This is a genomic window from Marivirga tractuosa DSM 4126 (genome assembly GCF_000183425.1).
In the GTDB taxonomy this organism is placed as follows: Bacteria; Bacteroidota; Bacteroidia; order Cytophagales; family Cyclobacteriaceae; genus Marivirga; species Marivirga tractuosa.
In genome coordinates this window covers 885,367-903,997 of record NC_014759.1, presented here as the reverse complement: position 1 = coordinate 903,997, position 18,631 = coordinate 885,367, and the positions used below count along the sequence as shown (strand labels likewise).

The 18,631-nt window shown below is 34.9% G+C and carries 18 protein-coding genes and 1 tRNA gene; 8 read left to right on the top strand and 11 right to left on the bottom strand.

Going from position 1 to position 18,631, the window contains the following annotated elements:
• Positions 1-495 precede the first annotated feature (495 nt).
• Entirely contained in the window at positions 496-1,557 is a 1,062-nt protein-coding gene (fbaA, locus tag FTRAC_RS03660) for a class II fructose-bisphosphate aldolase (protein WP_013452881.1), read from the top strand.
• Between the two features lie 69 nt (positions 1,558-1,626).
• Here fbaA and FTRAC_RS03655 read toward each other — a convergent pair whose 3' ends face one another.
• The gene (locus tag FTRAC_RS03655) at positions 1,627-2,046 is read right to left on the bottom strand and encodes a type II toxin-antitoxin system VapC family toxin (protein ID WP_013452880.1); all 420 of its coding nucleotides are present in this window, start codon (positions 2,044-2,046) and stop codon (positions 1,627-1,629) included.
• Positions 2,047-2,301 carry a DUF6364 family protein gene (locus tag FTRAC_RS03650; RefSeq protein WP_013452879.1) on the bottom strand — a complete coding sequence of 85 codons (255 nt, stop codon included), beginning with the start codon at positions 2,299-2,301 and terminating at the stop codon, positions 2,047-2,049.
• Between the two features lie 190 nt (positions 2,302-2,491).
• Here FTRAC_RS03650 and FTRAC_RS03645 point away from each other — a divergent pair, with 190 nt between their 5' ends.
• The 4 genes from FTRAC_RS03645 to FTRAC_RS03630 all read left to right on the top strand — a co-directional run bounded on the left by FTRAC_RS03645 (position 2,492) and on the right by FTRAC_RS03630 (position 6,850).
• Positions 2,492-4,078 (top strand): alpha-amylase family glycosyl hydrolase, encoded by a 1,587-nt coding sequence (locus FTRAC_RS03645; RefSeq protein ID WP_013452878.1) that lies wholly within the window; start codon positions 2,492-2,494, stop codon positions 4,076-4,078.
• Positions 4,075-4,488, top strand: a complete 414-nt coding sequence (locus FTRAC_RS03640) for an acyl-CoA thioesterase (protein ID WP_013452877.1) — start codon at positions 4,075-4,077, stop codon at positions 4,486-4,488. The genes FTRAC_RS03645 and FTRAC_RS03640 overlap by 4 nt, the downstream gene beginning before the upstream one ends.
• A gap of 100 nt (positions 4,489-4,588) precedes the next feature.
• On the top strand, positions 4,589-5,356 hold the full coding sequence (gene yaaA / locus FTRAC_RS03635) for a peroxide stress protein YaaA (RefSeq protein ID WP_013452876.1): 768 nt from the start codon (positions 4,589-4,591) through the stop codon (positions 5,354-5,356).
• A gap of 195 nt (positions 5,357-5,551) precedes the next feature.
• The gene (locus FTRAC_RS03630) at positions 5,552-6,850 is read left to right on the top strand and encodes an amidohydrolase (protein ID WP_013452875.1); all 1,299 of its coding nucleotides are present in this window, start codon (positions 5,552-5,554) and stop codon (positions 6,848-6,850) included.
• A 128-nt stretch (positions 6,851-6,978) separates the two neighbouring features.
• Here the strand turns inward: FTRAC_RS03630 and FTRAC_RS03625 are convergent, their stop codons facing one another.
• From FTRAC_RS03625 to FTRAC_RS03590, 8 genes are all read right to left on the bottom strand, one after another.
• A complete protein-coding gene (locus tag FTRAC_RS03625) occupies positions 6,979-8,076 on the bottom strand; it encodes an alanine racemase (protein WP_013452874.1) in 1,098 nt (365 codons plus the stop codon).
• Between the two features lie 2 nt (positions 8,077-8,078).
• Complete coding sequence (locus FTRAC_RS03620; RefSeq protein ID WP_013452873.1) at positions 8,079-8,834, bottom strand: GIN domain-containing protein; 756 nt, start codon at positions 8,832-8,834, stop codon at positions 8,079-8,081.
• A complete protein-coding gene (locus tag FTRAC_RS03615) occupies positions 8,822-9,907 on the bottom strand; it encodes an acyloxyacyl hydrolase (RefSeq protein ID WP_013452872.1) in 1,086 nt (361 codons plus the stop codon). The genes FTRAC_RS03620 and FTRAC_RS03615 overlap by 13 nt, the downstream gene beginning before the upstream one ends.
• Before the next feature lie 11 nt (positions 9,908-9,918).
• Entirely contained in the window at positions 9,919-10,713 is a 795-nt protein-coding gene (locus FTRAC_RS03610; RefSeq protein WP_013452871.1) for a thymidylate synthase, read from the bottom strand.
• Between the two features lie 60 nt (positions 10,714-10,773).
• Positions 10,774-11,019 (bottom strand): hypothetical protein, encoded by a 246-nt coding sequence (locus tag FTRAC_RS03605; protein ID WP_013452870.1) that lies wholly within the window; start codon positions 11,017-11,019, stop codon positions 10,774-10,776.
• Between the two features lie 5 nt (positions 11,020-11,024).
• On the bottom strand, positions 11,025-12,227 hold the full coding sequence (locus tag FTRAC_RS03600) for an acetyl-CoA C-acyltransferase (protein WP_013452869.1): 1,203 nt from the start codon (positions 12,225-12,227) through the stop codon (positions 11,025-11,027).
• Positions 12,228-12,497: 270 nt separating this feature from the next.
• Positions 12,498-13,475, bottom strand: coding sequence for a PorP/SprF family type IX secretion system membrane protein (locus FTRAC_RS03595; protein WP_013452868.1), 978 nt, complete (start codon positions 13,473-13,475; stop codon positions 12,498-12,500).
• A gap of 173 nt (positions 13,476-13,648) precedes the next feature.
• Complete coding sequence (locus tag FTRAC_RS03590) at positions 13,649-14,314, bottom strand: ABC transporter ATP-binding protein (protein WP_013452867.1); 666 nt, start codon at positions 14,312-14,314, stop codon at positions 13,649-13,651.
• A 182-nt stretch (positions 14,315-14,496) separates the two neighbouring features.
• On the opposite strand from FTRAC_RS03590, the gene sucC reads away from it, so the two are divergent.
• The 3 genes from sucC (at position 14,497) to FTRAC_RS03575 (ending at position 17,376) form a co-directional block, all read left to right on the top strand.
• Positions 14,497-15,708 carry an ADP-forming succinate--CoA ligase subunit beta gene (sucC, locus tag FTRAC_RS03585; protein ID WP_013452866.1) on the top strand — a complete coding sequence of 404 codons (1,212 nt, stop codon included), beginning with the start codon at positions 14,497-14,499 and terminating at the stop codon, positions 15,706-15,708.
• An 85-nt stretch (positions 15,709-15,793) separates the two neighbouring features.
• A tRNA-Arg gene (locus FTRAC_RS03580) sits at positions 15,794-15,867 on the top strand.
• A gap of 492 nt (positions 15,868-16,359) precedes the next feature.
• The gene (locus tag FTRAC_RS03575; protein ID WP_013452865.1) at positions 16,360-17,376 is read left to right on the top strand and encodes a tetratricopeptide repeat protein; all 1,017 of its coding nucleotides are present in this window, start codon (positions 16,360-16,362) and stop codon (positions 17,374-17,376) included.
• Positions 17,377-17,568: 192 nt separating this feature from the next.
• Here FTRAC_RS03575 and FTRAC_RS03570 read toward each other — a convergent pair whose 3' ends face one another.
• The gene (locus FTRAC_RS03570; protein ID WP_013452864.1) at positions 17,569-18,624 is read right to left on the bottom strand and encodes an AraC family transcriptional regulator; all 1,056 of its coding nucleotides are present in this window, start codon (positions 18,622-18,624) and stop codon (positions 17,569-17,571) included.
• Between the last annotated feature and the right edge of the window lie 7 nt (positions 18,625-18,631).

Sequence of the window (18,631 nt, the reverse complement as noted above, 5' to 3'; positions counted from 1 at the left end):
AGTGCCACTACGAAAATTTAAATTGATTACTTTTGATTAATGAAAACCATATCTGAGAAACTTCATGTCACTGGTATGTATATTGCCCTGTACCTTTTTATAAGATTGACAATTGCTAATATTCAAAATGAATATATAAACACTATTCTTCTTACTCCAGTGATGATATTTTTTGGAATTGTTTTTATAGTGGATCAATCTATTTTTTCTTATCATGATAAATCTATAAAAAAATATTTCAAGAATGCTGTAGTAATTTTTTTAAGTATTTCTATCATTATTATTCTAGAGTATTTTACATTTTGGTACTCATAAATTAATATTTCATAGGGCAGAGCAAAGAACAATTTCAAGATTTTTTCTAGTACTGGATTACCTGGTATTGGTAATTATTTAACTTCTACCCCCAATTACTTTACTACAAGCTTTTATATTTCTACCATTATTGGCATTTTTGGGTTCTCAAAGAAAATTAACTCACTAAAACATAAAAACATGGCTAAACCAGGAGTATTATCCGGAGAAGAGATGATGAATTTACTTCATCACGCAAAAGACAATAAATATGCAATGCCTGCTGTAAATGTAATTGGAAACAATTCCATCAACGCAGTGCTTGAAACGGCAAGAGATGTAAATTCTCCAGTTTTCATTCAATTTTCAAATGGAGGTGCAGCATTCAATGCTGGAAAAGGTTTGTCTAATGATGGTCAAAAAGCAGCAATTGCAGGAGCAGTAGCCGGGGCTCACCATGTACATTTCATGTCAAAAGAATATGGTGTACCAGTTATTTTGCATACTGACCACTGCGCTAAGAAATTATTGCCGTGGATCGATGGATTATTGGAAGCTGGTAAAGAATTCTATAAAACTCATGGAAAGCCATTGTTTAGCTCCCATATGATTGATCTTTCTGAAGAGCCTTTGGAAGAAAATATCGAAATTTGCAAGAAATATTTGAAGCCTATGGCTGAAATGGGCATGCACCTTGAGATCGAATTAGGTATTACAGGTGGTGAAGAAGATGGTGTAGATAATACTGGTGTGGACAGCAGTAGATTATATACTCAGCCGGAAGAAGTAGCTTATGCTTATGAGCAACTGAAAGAAGTAAGTGATAATTTCACCATTGCGGCATCATTCGGTAATGTACATGGTGTTTATAAGCCAGGTAATGTAGAATTACGTCCTGATATTTTGAAGAATTCTCAAGACCATATCCAAAAGAAACATAATACTGGAGATAAGCCTGTTTTATTTGTATTCCACGGTGGTTCTGGATCTGAGCCAGAAAAAATTGAAGAGGCAATTGGTTACGGTGCAGTAAAAATGAATATTGATACCGATATGCAATGGTCCTTCTGGAATGGGGTAAGAAATTATTACAACGATAACGAAGACAGATTGCAGCAACAAATCGGAACTCCTGATAATCCAGATGCACCAAATAAGAAATTCTATGACCCAAGAGCTTGGTTAAGAAAAGGAGAGGAAAGCATGATCATAAGATTGAAGCAAGCTTTTAAAGAATTGAATTGTATCAATAAATTAGCATAATTTTTAAGGTTTAAAATTTCTGAATAAATTGATAAAAAAGCACAGGCGTACAGCTTGTGCTTTTTTGTTTTAATTTCCTTGAGTTTTTAAATAGACTTCTGGAGTAAAAACAGCTAGGTCACTATTCTTATAATCTTTAATATTTCTAGTAAGTATTGCTTTAATTTCTCCATTTTGAATGGCTGAGAAATTTTGTAATGCATCTTCAAAGTCCTTAAAATTTGAATTCAAAGCCTCAATTACAATAGTTTTGTCCATTTTTAGGACGTCAATAATATTTAATAGCTCTCTAATTTTTTTAATTATTATTTCATGTTTAGAATATTTACTTAATAAATAATAAACATTGCAAATAATAACTGGGGTAGTATATCCCTTAATCTTCTTTTCTTCACATAAATTAAATATCTCACTAGCAAACTCAGAGAAAGGCTTTCGATCAAAAAAGAAATCTAAAATCACATCTGTGTCAATAAGTACTTTATCCATTTATAAGTGCTTTTTTGCTAGACTCTCTTTTAATTCTTTTTTATAATCGATTTCCTCTTTTGGAAGTTTGAAAGAGCCTCTAAGTGATTTTACAATAGGATTGTCTTTTCTAGTGTTCTTAATCTTTTTTTCAGCAGTTATTACCTTTAAATAATTTTCTATAATATCGGATAAGCTGCGATTATTCTCTTTTGCAAATTTCTTTGCTTTATTAATAATCTCTTGCTCAATTGTTAAGGTTAATTTAGTATTCATTCTTTCTTCGTTTAAAGCAGTATTTATATAACGTAAATCTACTTTTACGTGTTTTTAATTTTATAAGTACACGTGTAATTTAGGTAATAATTTTCTTAATTTCCACATGAATTTAGACCAATGTTTTATTGTATGCAGTTTTTGTTATTTTTACACCAAATGAAAAAAAACATTATTCTAAATACATCTTATGAATCATTTCCATGTATTACTTTACCTTGCCTTTTTACTAATCTTAAATGCCTGTAATCCTCAAGAAATGAAAGAAAATGAGAGTAAATCAATTGCCAATTTCCCTGATGGGGTGGCTTATGAAATTTTCATACAATCATGGGTAGATGGAAATGGTGATGGAGTAGGAGATTTCAAAGGAGCTACTCAAAAGCTGGATTATCTGGAAGAGTTAGGCGTTTCAGCTGTTTGGTTAATGCCGATTATGCCTTCTCCTAGCTATCATAAATATGACGTTACCGATTATAAAGCCATTCATCCTGATTATGGAACAATGGAAGATTTTAAAACCTTTCTTGCAGAGGCGCATAAAAGAAATATTAAAGTGGTTATTGATATGATCATCAATCATACTGCAGCTGATCATCCATGGTTTGAAGAAGCTAAAAAAGGTAAAGACAATCCATACAGAGATTATTATGTGTGGGCTGATCGTGATAGCATAGCCGATCAAATTGCAAAAAAGGAAGTCACGCAGGATTCTGATAATATCACCCAATGGCATGCTGTGGATAATAAAAAGGAGGAAGAACATTATTACGGATTCTTTTGGGGTGGAATGCCGGATTTGAATTTCGATAATCCAAAGGTGAGACAAGAAATATATGATATCGGTAAATATTGGTTGGAAGATATAGGTGTGGATGGATTTCGATTAGATGCTGCCAAGCATATCTTTCCAGATGATAGATTAAAAGATTCTTATGAGTTTTGGCAAGAATACAGAGATGAAATGCGGAAAATTAAGCCGGATGTTTATTTGGTAGGAGAGGTTTGGGCTTCATCAGAAATAGTAAAAGAATTTGCGAAAGGATTACCAGCTTTATTCAATTTCGATTTAGCGGGTAGCATTCAGCAATCTGTTATTCAAGGCAAAAATGTTGCGGCAACTATTGAAGGACCAAAATGGGTGAATCTAGAAAATGAGGATTTGATTAGCCGTTTGATTAAACAAAGAGAAGTTTTTAAATCGGCTACTGATGATTATCAAGATGCTATTTTTCTCAGTAATCATGATCAAAACAGGGTAATGAGTAATTTCAAGGGAGATTTAAAGAAAGCTAAAATGGCTGCATCTATCATGTTAACTCTTCCTGGAACGCCTTACATCTATTATGGTGAAGAAATTGGGATGTTGGGGAAAAAACCTGACCCGAATATTAGGGAATCCTTTTTATGGTCAGATGCTGAACGTGATAGTTTAAGAACGAGCTGGATCGATCCGGAATTCACAACAGATAAAAATGTTCAGCCTCTAAGTCAGCAAAAAGAAAATTCAAGTTCCCTATATAATCATTACAAAAGGTGGATTCAATTACGAAATCATAATGAGATTCTGACGAAAGGTGGGATAGAGCAATTTGATAATCAAAATGCTAGTCTATTGGCGTTTACTCGGGTTTTGGGAGAAGAAAAACTGCATGTAATCCATAATTTATCATCCAAATCACAAACTTTAAATATTAATCCAAAAGATATTGTTTTTGGTGAGCAAAATAGGGAGGATCGAAATCTTAAAGCGAATAGTTCAATTATTTTCAAGTGAATAAATTTCAAGTCAAAATAGAACCCAAAGCTTCTGATTTTGATGCGATGGGACATATAAACAATGTTGTATATTTGCAATGGGTTCAGGATGTTGCTGAAGCGCATTGGAAACATATTTCTGGAAAAGAGGATGATAAAATTAATCTATGGGTAGCTTTAAGGCATGAGATTGATTACAAAAAGGAGATTAGACCTGAAGAAAAGATAGTGGCAGAAACCTGGGTGAATTCAATGGAAGGTGTTAAATCTGAAAGGATGACCAGAATTTTTAATCCTGATACCAATCAAACAAAAGCTGAAGCTCGCACCTTTTGGTGTTTATTGGATGCTAATAGTAAGAAGCCGAAGCGAATTCCAGAGGAGATGAAAGAAAAATATGGCCCCCTATCCCCCAAAGGGGGTATTTGAAGCTCGAAGTTAGTCGAGATTCTAGACTCTAGGTTCTAGATTCTAATAAATGTAACATTTTAATTAGTGCTAAGTTTATATTTCAAAATAAGGAAAAACTATGATTGCAATATTGTCGCCAGCTAAAAGTCTGGAATTTGAGAAAACATTTGATATAAGAAGTACAAAAACCCGTTTTAATGAAGAAACTAATCAGCTAATTGAAGTACTTAAAACCAAATCAGAAGAAGAGGTTCAAGAGCTGATGAGCATCAGTGATAAATTGGCACAATTGAATGTTGAGCGTTATAATAATTTCAAAAAGCGTACTCCAAAGTATGCAAAACAGGCTCTTTTAGCTTTTCAAGGCGATGTTTATCAGGGTTTAGACGCAGAGGATTTCACTCAGGAAGAACATGATTATGCCCAACAACATATTAGGGTTTTATCAGGATTGTATGGTTTGCTGAGACCATTGGATTTAATACAGCCTTACCGCTTGGAAATGGGCACCCGGCTGGAAACGGACAAAGGGAATAATCTGTATGAGTTTTGGGGGGATAAAATTACCGAGCAATTGAAAAAAGATATTAAATCTCAGGGCGATAAAGTATTGATCAATCTGGCTTCAAATGAATATTTTAAGTCGGTCAACAAAAAAGAATTAAAGAAGAACTTTCAAATTGTTGATATTGAATTTAAGGATTTCAATAATGGGAAATATAAAATAGTTTCCTTTTTTGCCAAAAAGGCAAGAGGTTTAATGGCTCGCTACATAGTCAAAAATCAAATCGAGAAAATTGAGGATTTGAAAGGCTTTGACTTGGATGGATACTCTTTTGATGCAAAGGATTCTACTGAATCAAAATTAGCTTTTAAAAGAGGATGAAGTAAAATGCTAGCGAGCTTCTTGGCTCGTGCTATAAGTAAATGCAGGGTACGAGCTGGGAAGCTCGCACCAACACAAAGAAGCTTCATTGCAATGGGTTCAGTGCTTAATGGTAGGTATTTGCAGTTGACAACAATTTCCTCAAATTCTTTAAATTATTTCAATATATTTAAGTCTGATTAAAATTTAAACTATATGAAAAAGCTATATCCTCTTTTAATTGCCTTATTTATTATTCCATCACTTTCCTTCTCACAGGATTTACACAAAATTGCGTTGGAAAAAGCAGAAGATATTGAAGAGAAGGTAATTGAATGGAGAAGGCATTTTCATGAAAATCCAGAGTTATCCAATAGAGAATATAAGACGGGAGAGAAGATTGCTGAGCATTTGAAAAGTTTAGGTTTGGATGTGCAAACTGGAGTTGCTCATACTGGAGTAGTTGCTATTTTGAAAGGTGGAAAGCCAGGTCCAGTTGTGGGTTTAAGAGCAGATATTGATGCTCTACCAGTTACAGAGCGAAATGATTTGCCTTTTAAATCTGAAGTGGTGACTGAATATAATGGCCAGGAGACAGGAGTGATGCATGCTTGTGGTCATGATACGCACATAGCTATTATGATGGGAGTTGCCGAAGTTTTCAGTGAAATGAAAGCAGATATTCCGGGAACCATCAAGTTTATTTTCCAGCCTGCTGAAGAAGGAGTTCCAGCTGGTGAACGAGGAGGAGCTAAAATGATGGTTGAAGAGGGAGTACTTAAAAATCCTGATGTAGAAGCCATTTTTGGTTTACATATTAATGCTGGAACCACAGTCGGACATATCAAATACAAGACAGAAGGCATTATGGCGGCATCAGATAGGTTTACCATCAACATCAAGGGTAAACAAGCACATGGCTCTACTCCTTGGGCTAGTGTTGATCCTATAGCCGTCTCAGCTCAAATCATTAACAGTTTGCAATACATTGTTTCTAGAAATTCAGAACTTACTAAAGAAGCCGCAGTTGTTACAGTTGGAATTATGGAAGCAGGTAACCGCTTTAATATCATTCCGGAATCAGCAATGTTGGAAGGAACTATTAGAACTTTGGATGAAGGAATGAGGGAACTGATCCATGAAAAAATTAAACTAACGGCAACCAATATTGCGGAAATAGCAGGAGCCACTGCAGATGTAGAAATAGTTGAAAATGCTCCTCTTACCTATAATGATATTGATTTGACCAATAAAATGGTTTCATCTTTACAAAAAACAGTAGGAGAAGATAAGCTGCATGTGATGAAAGCTATTACTGGAGCGGAAGATTTTTCTTATTTCCAGAACGAAATCCCTGGCTTGTATTTCTTCATAGGTGGAAAACCTGAAACAGAAGTGGAAGGACAAGCTTTAGGAGGACATCATACACCTGATTTTTACATAGATGAAAGTGGAATGCTCACTGGAGTAAAAGCTTTTATTAATTTGACTCTAGATTATATGAATGAACGGTAGTGGGTACTGAGTATTGGGTAGTGAGATTTTAGTATTAAGTAGTAAGTTTTAAGTATCATTTCTTTGATAATTAACAATTAAAGTCAATCAAGAAACCCAACTTGTCAACATGCCAACTTTTAAACCAGTCAACTTGGATACCTAAACATCTCAATTTCATGGCCGTCTAATGTATAATACTTACTCATTAAATTGGCAGTGAGGCAGGAATGAATTGGAAGAATGTATAACAAATCACCAATCTTAATTTGATCAAAGGCTTCATCAGGAACATGGATAGTACCGTGTTCCTGAGATAATTTTTTAACAAACCATCCTGCGATGGGATTCCCCCATCCATTTTCTTTTTTATCGGCTATTAATCCATAAATGTTTTTGCCGTCTTTTTCAATTCTGTCTTTGGAGAAATGAACTGCGCCTCCATAGACAATCACTTCATTCCTATCAGCATGTTTTGCAACTACAGGACAAGTCATGGCTACCGCTACATCTTCATACTGACAAGAGCCAATTTCTGCTTGCATTATATCGTAAAACACAAAATTACCCGGACGCATTTCGTCTAAGTGTTCAAAATCATCGGATACACTGCAAGTGGGAGTATCTCCATTTGAAATCATGAGATCAGGATATTGCTGATTGAAATGCTCTTTCAAATTTATCATCTGCTTCGATGTGTAAGCATGAATTTCATCGATCTCTTGTTTGCCTTTTGCCTGGTAGGTATGTCCTGCGTGCTGTAAAAACCCCTTTATAGTGATAAGGTGATTACTTTCTAAAGCTTTAAGGATTGCTTCAATTTCTGCAAAGTTTTCAGCATCAAGGCCAGTTCTATGATAACCTGCATCTATTTTTAAGAATACACCAACAGGGTGCTCCAAAAAATCATTTAGAACTTTAACTGTCTCTAGAGATTCAACGCATAAATTTAATTTTATCTTTCCGGCTAGGTCGTTGACAGAGGTGTGTTCTAAAATATTCAAAGGAAATGCAACCGTAATATCTGTCCAACCTGCATTAAAGAAGTATTTAGCCATTTCTAATGAAGAAACTGCACATTGAGTTATTCCTAATTCTCGAAACCAGTTCGCAACTACTATGGACTGATGGGTTTTGAAATGTGGGCGTAAACTGCAGTTGAACTGATTAGCTCGACTAATCATTTTTTCAATGTTTTTCTTACATTTCTTTTCATCTAGTAATAGGGTAGGTTTTGTAATATCCATAATTACTCTTGGTCTAAATGAATTAACTCTCCTCCATTACTAACTTCTACTTTAACCCCAGGGTTACCTTTATAAAGTATTCTTCCAGCATTTTCAATACTACCAACCAGGCTATCTTTCACATTTACAATGATGTCATTGTACCCTCTATGTAATACATTTGCTCTGTTGGCTAATAAATCTCCACAATCATATTTCCCATCATTAAAATAGGCTGCAATTCGTAATCCTTTGGTTTTACCTGAAATAATAAAATAGGTTGAGGAATTACTTAGTAAGGCAGTTTTATTATTGTTTATTTTTAAATCCACTTCGTTAGTGGAACTTTCATTTCGGATAACAATATCATTTTTTATGGTGTCTGCAGAAGTGATTTTTCCATTGCTAAGGCAAAGAATATTAATTGAGCTTTTATTAGTAAACCATTTTAATTTGGGTTTTTCAAAATCTCTCGTCCAATCACAAAAATTTTGGTTAAAGAAACTTAAGGAATCATTCTCATGCTCCATAACAATTTTTGGGATTAGGTTTTCCCCATAAGTCAGTTCAAAATATTCCTCATCAGTTTCGACTATTTCCAGTTCTATATCATCATGGATTAATAACTCAGCGAAATGCGGAAAATCAGCAATTTTAATAGTGGTTAGTTCTCCAGATTTTTTAAAGCAATCGAAGGCTTCTTCAGAATCACAAGCCTGCAAAACTGGTAATACCAGTATCAATAAGATATATCTTATTTTACTTTTTAAAATCTCCATCCAATTCCTAATTCTGCTTGTTCTGCTGTAGCAGCATGTGTTTTTAAAGCAACTTGTGCCATTATATTCTTATGAAATTGATAGCGTAATCCAAAGCGCTGATATACGGGCATATTTGATTTACTCGGATTGTAAATATATACGCCCAAGTGAGTAATAAATCCTAGTTTGCCAAATTTCAGTTCGTGTCCAATTAATAATCCTAATCTTTTGAAATCTGTAATTTCTTCTTCATCAACTATTCTAAACCAGTCGGTTTTTATCTGCTTTTTTATGGAAGTACTATGGAAATATTCTATTCCAACTCCCCAATCGCTTTTTGGATTAACATATTTCTGACCAAATAAAAGCAAGTTAAAGAAGGGTAGAGGTTCTCTTATTTGTAAAGTTTTAGTATTTCTACCGCCACTCACGAGCAAATATACTTGATAAGGAGTTTTATCTAAAGGCGTAATATCTCGAAATTCCTTTTCTTCTTGGTTTTTGATTTTATAAGACACTCCCATATTAGCCGTAATTATATTAACTCCTCTATTGGGTGCCCTCTGTGCGCCATTACTAGCATGTGTGATATTTAGATTTGGCGTTAGCCTTATTTTTTCACTTAGGTTAATTTCATAAGTCAGACGAGTTTGTAATAGATAGGAAATGGTACTGGTAACCATATTGTTCTGATTATTGGTTTCCCTATCGTAAGGATTTGTACTGTAAACTAATCCAGTTCCAATTCTAAAATACAAAGCTGTAGTCTCACTTCTTTTCAGTGGTAAGTCCATTGCTGCAGAACCTATAATCAAATGTCCTAATTTAGGATTCTTTAAATCATAATAGGATAGACCATAACTTATTAATGGCTTATTGTATAGGCTTTCCCATTCTCTTTTCCCGTTAAGTTTTTGCTGCCAACTTAATTCAATACCTGTAGGATGCGAATTTGCTAAGTGACCAACATGCTCATTGTGTTTTAAGATAAAACCTTTAATGACTTGACCATTTAAAAACCAATCATAGTGTTGAGTATAACCTGATTGGAATAAGAACAACAAGAAAATTGCAAGACTAATCTTTTTCAATTCTATAAAATTTAAACAGCAACGGGTGCCTTTATGTGAGGGTGATATTGATAATCAACCAATTCAAAATCTTCAAATTTGAAATCAAAAATGTTTTTAACATTTGGATTGATTTTCATTTTTGGTAGTGGGTAGGGCTCTCGTGATAGCTGTAATTCAGTTTGTTCTAAATGATTAGAATAAAGATGAGCATCTCCTAAAGTATGGATAAAATCACCTGGCTCTAAGTCACAAACTTGCGCCACCATCATGGTTAGTAAAGCATAAGATGCAATATTAAAGGGAACTCCTAAAAACACATCTGCGGAACGCTGATAAAGTTGGCAACTTAATTTCCCATCTGCAACATAGAATTGAAAAAGGGCGTGACAAGGTGGTAAAGCCATATTAGGGACATCTGCTACATTCCAAGCACTTACCATTATTCTTCTAGAATTTGGTGTGTTTTTTATTTGATCAATTATTTGGCTAATTTGATCAATATGTTGTCCATCAGGAGTTGGCCAGTTTCTCCATTGGGAGCCATATACTGGACCTAATTCACCATTTTCATCTGCCCATTCATCCCAAATGGAAACACCGTTCTCTTTTAAATACTTGATATTGGTTTCCCCTTTCAAAAACCAAAGCAATTCATGAATGATAGATCGTAAATGCAGTTTTTTAGTGGTCACAACTGGAAATCCTTCGGATAGGTCAAATCGCATTTGATAACCGAATACACTAATTGTTCCTGTTCCTGTTCTGTCGCCTTTTTGTACACCTTTATCTAAAATATGCTTCATTAATTCATGATACTGCTTCATCTTGCTTTGATTTTATTGTCTTAAGGGAAATTAAATTTAAAGTTAATAATTGGAAAAATACTAACCATGAAACATCAAATAATATAATACTATGTGAGCAATTGTTACTAAAACTAATCTTGCAAATTCTATTCTATTTCGCTCTGATTTTTCAGTTTTAGTATATAGATAATAGAAAACAGCGTAATAGGGTATAGGTAATGCAATAAATGCAATCTCTGGTATGGGCAATCTGCCCATAATAATTATTATTGCTGGTAAGTAGTATATAAATGCTGCAAATCGTTTTGCCTTCTCTAAATCCATATTAATTATATTTTCTCATAAATGATTGCAGCACCTTGCCCAACTCCAACACACATGGTAGCCAAACCATATTTCACATTTTCTCTTTTTTGCATTTCATGTAAAAGAGTGGCGGATATTCTTGTCCCACTTGCTCCCAATGGATGACCAATTGCGATAGAACCACCATTTACATTGATGATTTCAGGATTTAAATCAAGATCCTGAACACAGGCAATCGATTGAGAAGCAAAGGCTTCATTCAACTCAATTAAATCTAAATCCGATACTTTCAAACCAGCTCTTTTCAATGCTTTTAAACTTGCTGGTACAGGCCCAATTCCCATAGTATCAGGACTTACTCCAGCTATAGCCATGCTGACAACGCGAGCCATCGGCTTCAAATTAAATTTCTTTAAGGTTTCTTCATCTACTATTAAGCTTGCTGCTGATCCGTCATTTACTCCACTGGCATTTCCAGCTGTTACAGATCCGTCTTTTCTAAAGGCAGGTTTAAGAGAACCTAATTTTTCAATTGAAGAAAGTCTTGGATGCTCATCTTTATCAAAAATGATATCATCTGCTTTTCTTTGAGGGATTGAAACAGAAACCAATTCACTACTGAATTTGCCTGCTTTATGTGCGGCATCATATTTCAGTTGAGAGTTATGAGCAAATTCATCTTGTGCTTCTCTGCTTATTTTCCATTTTTCAGCTACATTCTCAGCAGTTTCTCCCATTGCGAATGGGTAGTGTATTTCTGATAATTTGGGGTTTATAAATCTCCAACCAATAGTGGTATCGTAAACTTCTGGCTTTCTGGAGTATGCAGTTTCTGCTTTTGCCATCACAAAAGGAGCTCTAGTCATGCTTTCTACTCCACCAGCTATGAAGGCTTCTCCATCACCTAGCATAGTGGATCGGCTCGCATCCATAATGGATTGCAAACCTGAGGCACATAATCTATTAACGGTAATTCCACCAACCTTAATCGGTAATCCTGCCATTAATCCAGCCATTCTGGCGACATTTCTGTTGTCTTCACCAGCTTGGTTGGCAGCACCAAAAATCACATCTTCTAAAAGTGATTTATCAAAATTAGGCTGTCTTTCTAATAAACTTTTAATAATATGTGCAGCCAAATCATCAGGTCTTACGCTACTTAATGTTCCTGCAAATTTTCCAACTGGAGTTCTGGCTATATCTACTACGTATGCTGTTTTAATCATTTCCATAAATTTTCCGAAAGCGAAATTAAGCTTTTTAAATTCAAGCTGAAAATGGCTGGGCAAAATGTTAAGCGGGTTGGTAGCTTTTTGTTTTTATTAAACTTTAAAGAGAAAGGGCAGATTGCATTTGCAATCCGCCCAATTCATCATCATCCATCATTTGGGGTCATCACTCCCCAAATATTTTTAAATAGTGCCTATTAGGATTTTATCGATACGTATAGAAGGATTTCATAAATGATCCTTATGCTAATTCTAGTACATATTGCTTTATCTTAAGTTTTTATATAAATCAGGACATTTTCCCTTGTAGTTTTTACTTGGGTCTTTTCCTTTCCATTGAAATCTATAGGATAAAGTAAATTCATTTGTGGCACCATAATTAATTTGTGTGCTTTGTAAACTGTGATCGTAGCTATAGCCTAAATTGAATTGTTGGTAGGAAAGTCCAATTGTAAAAACCATGGCCTGCTTTACTCTGTACCAAGTACCTAAAGTCAGAAAGTTATTATTCCAATATCCTCCAATATTTAAATAATCATTGCCGGCTTGATTTTCATATACAATGGATGGTGTAATTGAATAGGCTTGTTTGCTATAAGTATATTTTTGAAATTGGTAAGCAATATGCGCAGTATATCTTCTAGGTAATATGGCATCTGAATCTGGATTGAACCTTTCCTTAGGCGTATTGATGTGTGAAATATTTAATCCAGCAACCAAGTTTTCAGCTGCATAAACAAAACCAACCCCAACATCTACCATATTGGTTCTAGATTGACCAAATCTTTCCGAAGTAGGGTAGCGGTTACTACTTCCTGCTCTCATTTGATCTTCAAACGTTAATTTGCTCCAGTCAAATGATTTCTGAAAATAGTTTAAAGAAATTCCTCCGCCAATTACTGCTCTATTATTTAATTCAATTCGGTGAGATAAAGTAGTACCAATAGCATTATTATTGATGACTCCATCCATTTGCTGATCATTTAGAGCATGAATGGCTAAACCCGATTGTTTACCAAGCGGAGTGTCAAATGAAAAGTAGGAAGCATTGTAAGCTTGGAGATTGCTCCATTGTTGCCTATGTGCCAATGTTAATCTTGGATTTCCTTCAGAACCTGCTAATGCGCTGTTTAAATAAATAGGATTAGCATAGAATTGTGAAAAATAGACGTCTTGTCCTTTTGATTCAATATTAAAGCTTAACAGAATTGCTAAAACAGCTGGAATGATGAATAATTGTTTCATGATGATTTCACTTTGATGAATGATACAACAAAGATGAGCTTCATCATCATCCTATAAATCAGCAGAAAACGGAAATTTCAACTAGGGGAAATACCTAGACACATTACGAATTGAGATTTATGACTTGAGAATCAATTTAACTTGCCAACATGTAAACCTGTAAACTTGCCAACTTAATCCAATCTACCCAATTTCCCATCCTTCATCTCATGTCTTTCATCAGAAATGGCAGCTAGTTCTTTATTATGGGTTACTATCACGAAAGCTTGACCTAATTCATCTCTTAATTTCAGGAATAATGAATGGAGTTCTTCGGCATTTTTGGAATCTAAATTACCGCTTGGCTCATCTGCAAAAACGATAGAAGGATTATTCATTAAGGCTCTGGCTACGGCTACTCTTTGTTGTTCCCCACCGCTGAGCTGGCCTGGTTTGTGGTGAGACCTTTGCTCTATTCCCAAAATCTTCATTAATTCTTTCACTCTTTCCAAAGATGGTTTTTCGTCTTTTTTGGATATATAAGCAGGAATTAAAATGTTTTCCTCGGCAGTGAATTCAGGTAATAAGTTATGAAACTGGAAGATAAAACCAATCGCACTGTTTCTAAAATTGGAAAGTCGACTTCCTTTTAATTGGCTGATATCTTTATCCTTGAAATAGAGTTCACCGCTATCGGCTTGATCTAATGTACCTAATATATGTAATAGGGTGCTTTTTCCAGCCCCACTAGGCCCTACAATTGCACTGATTTTAGCTTCATCTAACTGAAAATCAATGCCATCTAAAACCTTTAGATCACCATAATGCTTTTGAATATTCTGTGCTCTCAATATACTCATGGCTCAAAGATAAAGAGAAACTAGATACTAGAAACTAGAAACTAGAATTTTGTCCTTATTACTTAAATGAACATTATTAGAATGCTTATAATTTCTAATTTTCAAATTTGTAATTCGTAATTAGCCTTACAGGTTGAATAATAATATTAAATGCCGTACATTCGCACAAAAATTATCCAAGAATGAACATACACGAATATCAAGCCAAAGGAATACTTGAAAAGTACGGAGTAACCATTCAAAAAGGAATCGTTGCCGATACACCAGAAGAAGCTACAGAAGCTGCTAAAAAGCTCAATAAAGAGACTGGAACTGAGTGGTATGTGCTTAAAGCGCAAATCCATGCAGGAGGAAGAGGAAAAGGGAAAGTGAAGGAAACAGACTCAAATGGAGTAGTTTTAGCGAAAAGCTTAGAAGATGTAGCGCCAAAATCTAAAGCTATTTTAGGAGGTACTTTAGTGACGCATCAAACTGGTGAAGAAGGTAAATTGGTTAGCAAATTATTAGTAGCTCAGGATGTATATTATCCAGGCGAACATGAGCCAAAAGAATATTATGTTGGAATCTTATTGGATAGAGCCAAAGGATGCAATGTAATCATGGCTTCTACTGAAGGGGGTGTTGATATTGAAGATGTTGCAGAAAATACTCCAGATAAAATTATTAAAGAGTGGATTGACCCTCGTGTAGGCCTACAAGGATTTCAAGCCAGAAAAGTAGCTTTCAAATTAGGTTTAGAAGGCGATGCTTTCAAAAACATGGTGAAATTTATCCATTCATTATACACCGCTTATGATGCTACGGATTCTTCAATGTTTGAAATCAACCCAGTGTTGAAAACATCTGACAATAAAATTTTAGCAGTGGATGCTAAAGTGAATTTAGATGATTCTGCTTTATATCGTCACAAGGATTTAGCCGATATGCGAGATAAATCTGAGGAAGATCCTGCCGAAGTGGAAGCAGCTGAATCAGGCTTAAACTATGTGAAATTGGATGGTAATGTGGGCTGTATGGTAAATGGTGCTGGATTAGCAATGGCTACTATGGATATTATCAAATTATCAGGTGGTGACCCAGCCAACTTCTTGGATGTTGGGGGTAGTGCTAATGCGGAAACAGTAGAAGCTGGTTTCAGAATTATCTTAAAAGACCCAAAAGTTGAAGCCATCTTAATCAATATCTTTGGTGGTATCGTTCGTTGCGATAGAGTGGCTAAAGGTGTGGTTGAAGCTTACAAAAACATAGGAGATATAAAAGTGCCAATCATCGTTCGTTTACAAGGAACAAATGCTGAAGAAGGTGCAAAAATCATAGAAGATTCAGGCTTGAAAGTTACTTCTGCTATCGTATTGAAAGATGCAGCATTAAGAGTGAAAGAAGCACTGGCTTAATTAATTACCAATTGGACAATTACGAATTACGAATTAGATCATAGCAATTCGTAATTCGTAATTCATTTAATTTTTAATTAGAAATGCACCCGTAGCTCAACTGGATAGAGTATCGGATTTCGGCTCCGAGGGTTGGGGGTTCGACTCCCTTCGGGTGTACTAATTTATCTTGAAAAGCCTCTCAAATTGATTTTTGAGAGGTTTTTTTGTGGCTTATTGCGCCTTTCCCTTTTGCAATATTGGGCTTTCCAAAGAATTTCACCCCTTTCCTAAGTGATTATTGGGCCGTCCTGCGTGAATTTCTACGCTTCTTGGATGCATCAGGATGCTTCCTGCCGGACTTTCATTTCTCCGCCTTGCTTCGGAAAGTTCAAATTTATAGGTTACAATAGCTGATTAAATCACAACAATCTTCTAGAGTTGTTTTTAGACCCTTTATTTCTTACCTCATTTTTCGAAAACAAATAGTGGTACACCAATTTAGCTCGGCCACAGATTGTTTGAGATCAGTATTGGCTTTGTCGGGAGTGATTTTTGGAGTGCTTTCAGCTTAGAACTGTCGTTCGTGAATTAGATCGGTCGTTCGTAAACATTTTTACTCAGTGGATGATATTTATAGTATCTTCCAATTCGACATAAAAATTTGTAACCATGAAGATAAAATACCTTTTTCTAGCAATTCTTTCAACATTATTCATAGGTCATATTCAAGCACAGATCCTTGTGGAGAAAATTTACACCTATGAAAAATTTAATCTACCTGCAGTAAAACTTGATGAATCATTTGAAGGACTATCTTATTCAGTTCGTGTCAATTTTGAGGACGACTGGTCCGATGAGGTGAAAGAAAGCGTGCGTAGTATGCTTTTGGAATCTTTGACTATACCCGATATGAAGCGAAAGGAAATGAACCATAATTGGGATGAAACCTTTGCTAAGCAGCAAAATGAAATACTGGTGACTGTGAAATTTGGTAAGTATTCCGATAGACAGCTGGATGAAAAAAAGAATAGTGATTACACAAAATATGGCTGGATGGTAAAATTTAAAATGCCGGTAACTATTGAATGGCATTATAGAAGGTTTCCTGATCGAAATGAAACCTATGATTTTAAGAATGGCCTGGATGATAATGGCTTTTTTGTATTTGAATCTGATATGCAATCAGAAAATGTGCACTATGCAAGTAAAGATACCATAGTTAGTTATGCCAATAATCTGTTCTTTACTGGTGTAGGCGATCATCTGAAATCAAAATCAGATGTTTATTTCCCTTACACAAGCGAGGAAACCATAGTGCTAAACTCCATGAAACACAGAAAAACTGATTTTAGTCGATTAGAGGAAGGTTGCGAGATTGCCGGTGAAGCTATTTCCATGATGAGCAATGAAGACGTTTATGCCAATGAAGCCGCAAGTGCTAAGTTGGATGAGGCTATTGGGATTTTTGAGGAGGTTTATGAAGAACATAAGGACAATAAGAGAGTGAAAGCCTACCCTGTGCTCAATATTCTTACTTGTCAACTGCTGCAGGGGAATATAACGGGTGCTATGCAAACAGTAGACCGCATTCAATCGATGGGCAGCATGTACCGAATGGTTGTAAATGATGAACTTGTTAGCAAACAAAAGGATTTGTATGATTTGCATGGCATAAGTTATCGATAATTTGGGAATGAGAAGCAGCGCATTATAAAATGAAGTGCCCCAGCTTTATTTATCTTAATTGGCGTATGCTAGAAAATTGAGGCAGCCAAGTTAAGAAGGCAGTTTCTTTTCAACTCTACCAGTCAAACCACCATGTAAATTATGGCGGGAATGGGTGGCTACCATTGATTTGGTAGCTTTTTTCTTCCTTATTTACGCAACAATTTTTTTCTTGAATTCAGAAGGTGTTTGCCCTTCAAATTTTTTAAAAGCTTTATTGAAGGTTACTTTATTGTTAAAGCCAGATTCCAATGCAATTGCTTCTATTTTGAAATGTGCAAAGTCAGAGCTTTTCAATAGCTTTTTTGCGTGAGCTATTCTGTATTCATTGAGAACTTCATTAAAACTTTTGCCCACTAATTCAGATAATGTTTGAGAAATATTATGTGTTTTTTCATCTATGGTATCAGCGAAAATTTTAAGATTTAGATCATTTCTTAAATATATTTTTCGTTGTTTAAGTGCTCCATTAATCTTTGTTAGAATAACCATCATATCTTCTTCAACTAATGAAGAGCTAAGGTATTTTTTGCTAATCTCTTGTAGAAAATCTTGCCTGAATACTAAAAAGTAGCCGATGAGAAATATTAGCGAATAAGAAAATAGGTGGTAATATATAAATTGTCGCCAGTCCTCAGCAAATAATACAAACCAAGAGATGACGAGAACTCCTAAAAAATAAATAATACCTATCCCGATCCCATATACTTTCTCTATCCCTTCTAATTTATCTTTTTTACTATACAAATATGTTGAAATTAGAATACCATAAAATAGTTGAACAAGTGTTCGAGCATAATTTAAATTCATAATTCTACCTAGGAAATGCGTAGCGTGGTACTCAAGTCTTTCCGTAGGAGCCATTAAATAGATGTCAAACATATGCACCAAAAGGATAATGCTAGGTACTAAATGCCAAATATGTTTCCATTTAAATAGGTAACCTTTATTAATGAAAATAATTAAATGAAAGTATAGAACAGGTCCAAATAAAAAACCAATATGAAAATAAAATAGCCCTGCAAAATATGGGTAAGTTTCTAATATACTGCTAGTACCGTAAATAAAAACAAAAATATCTAACGAAATAAGAAGCACAAAAAAAGACAATGATTTATGTCCTACTTTTCCATTTTGGAAAAACAAACCTCCTGAAATAAAAAGAGATAAAAAACCGTAGGCCAATAATAAGAACCTTAATGCTGTCATATATCTC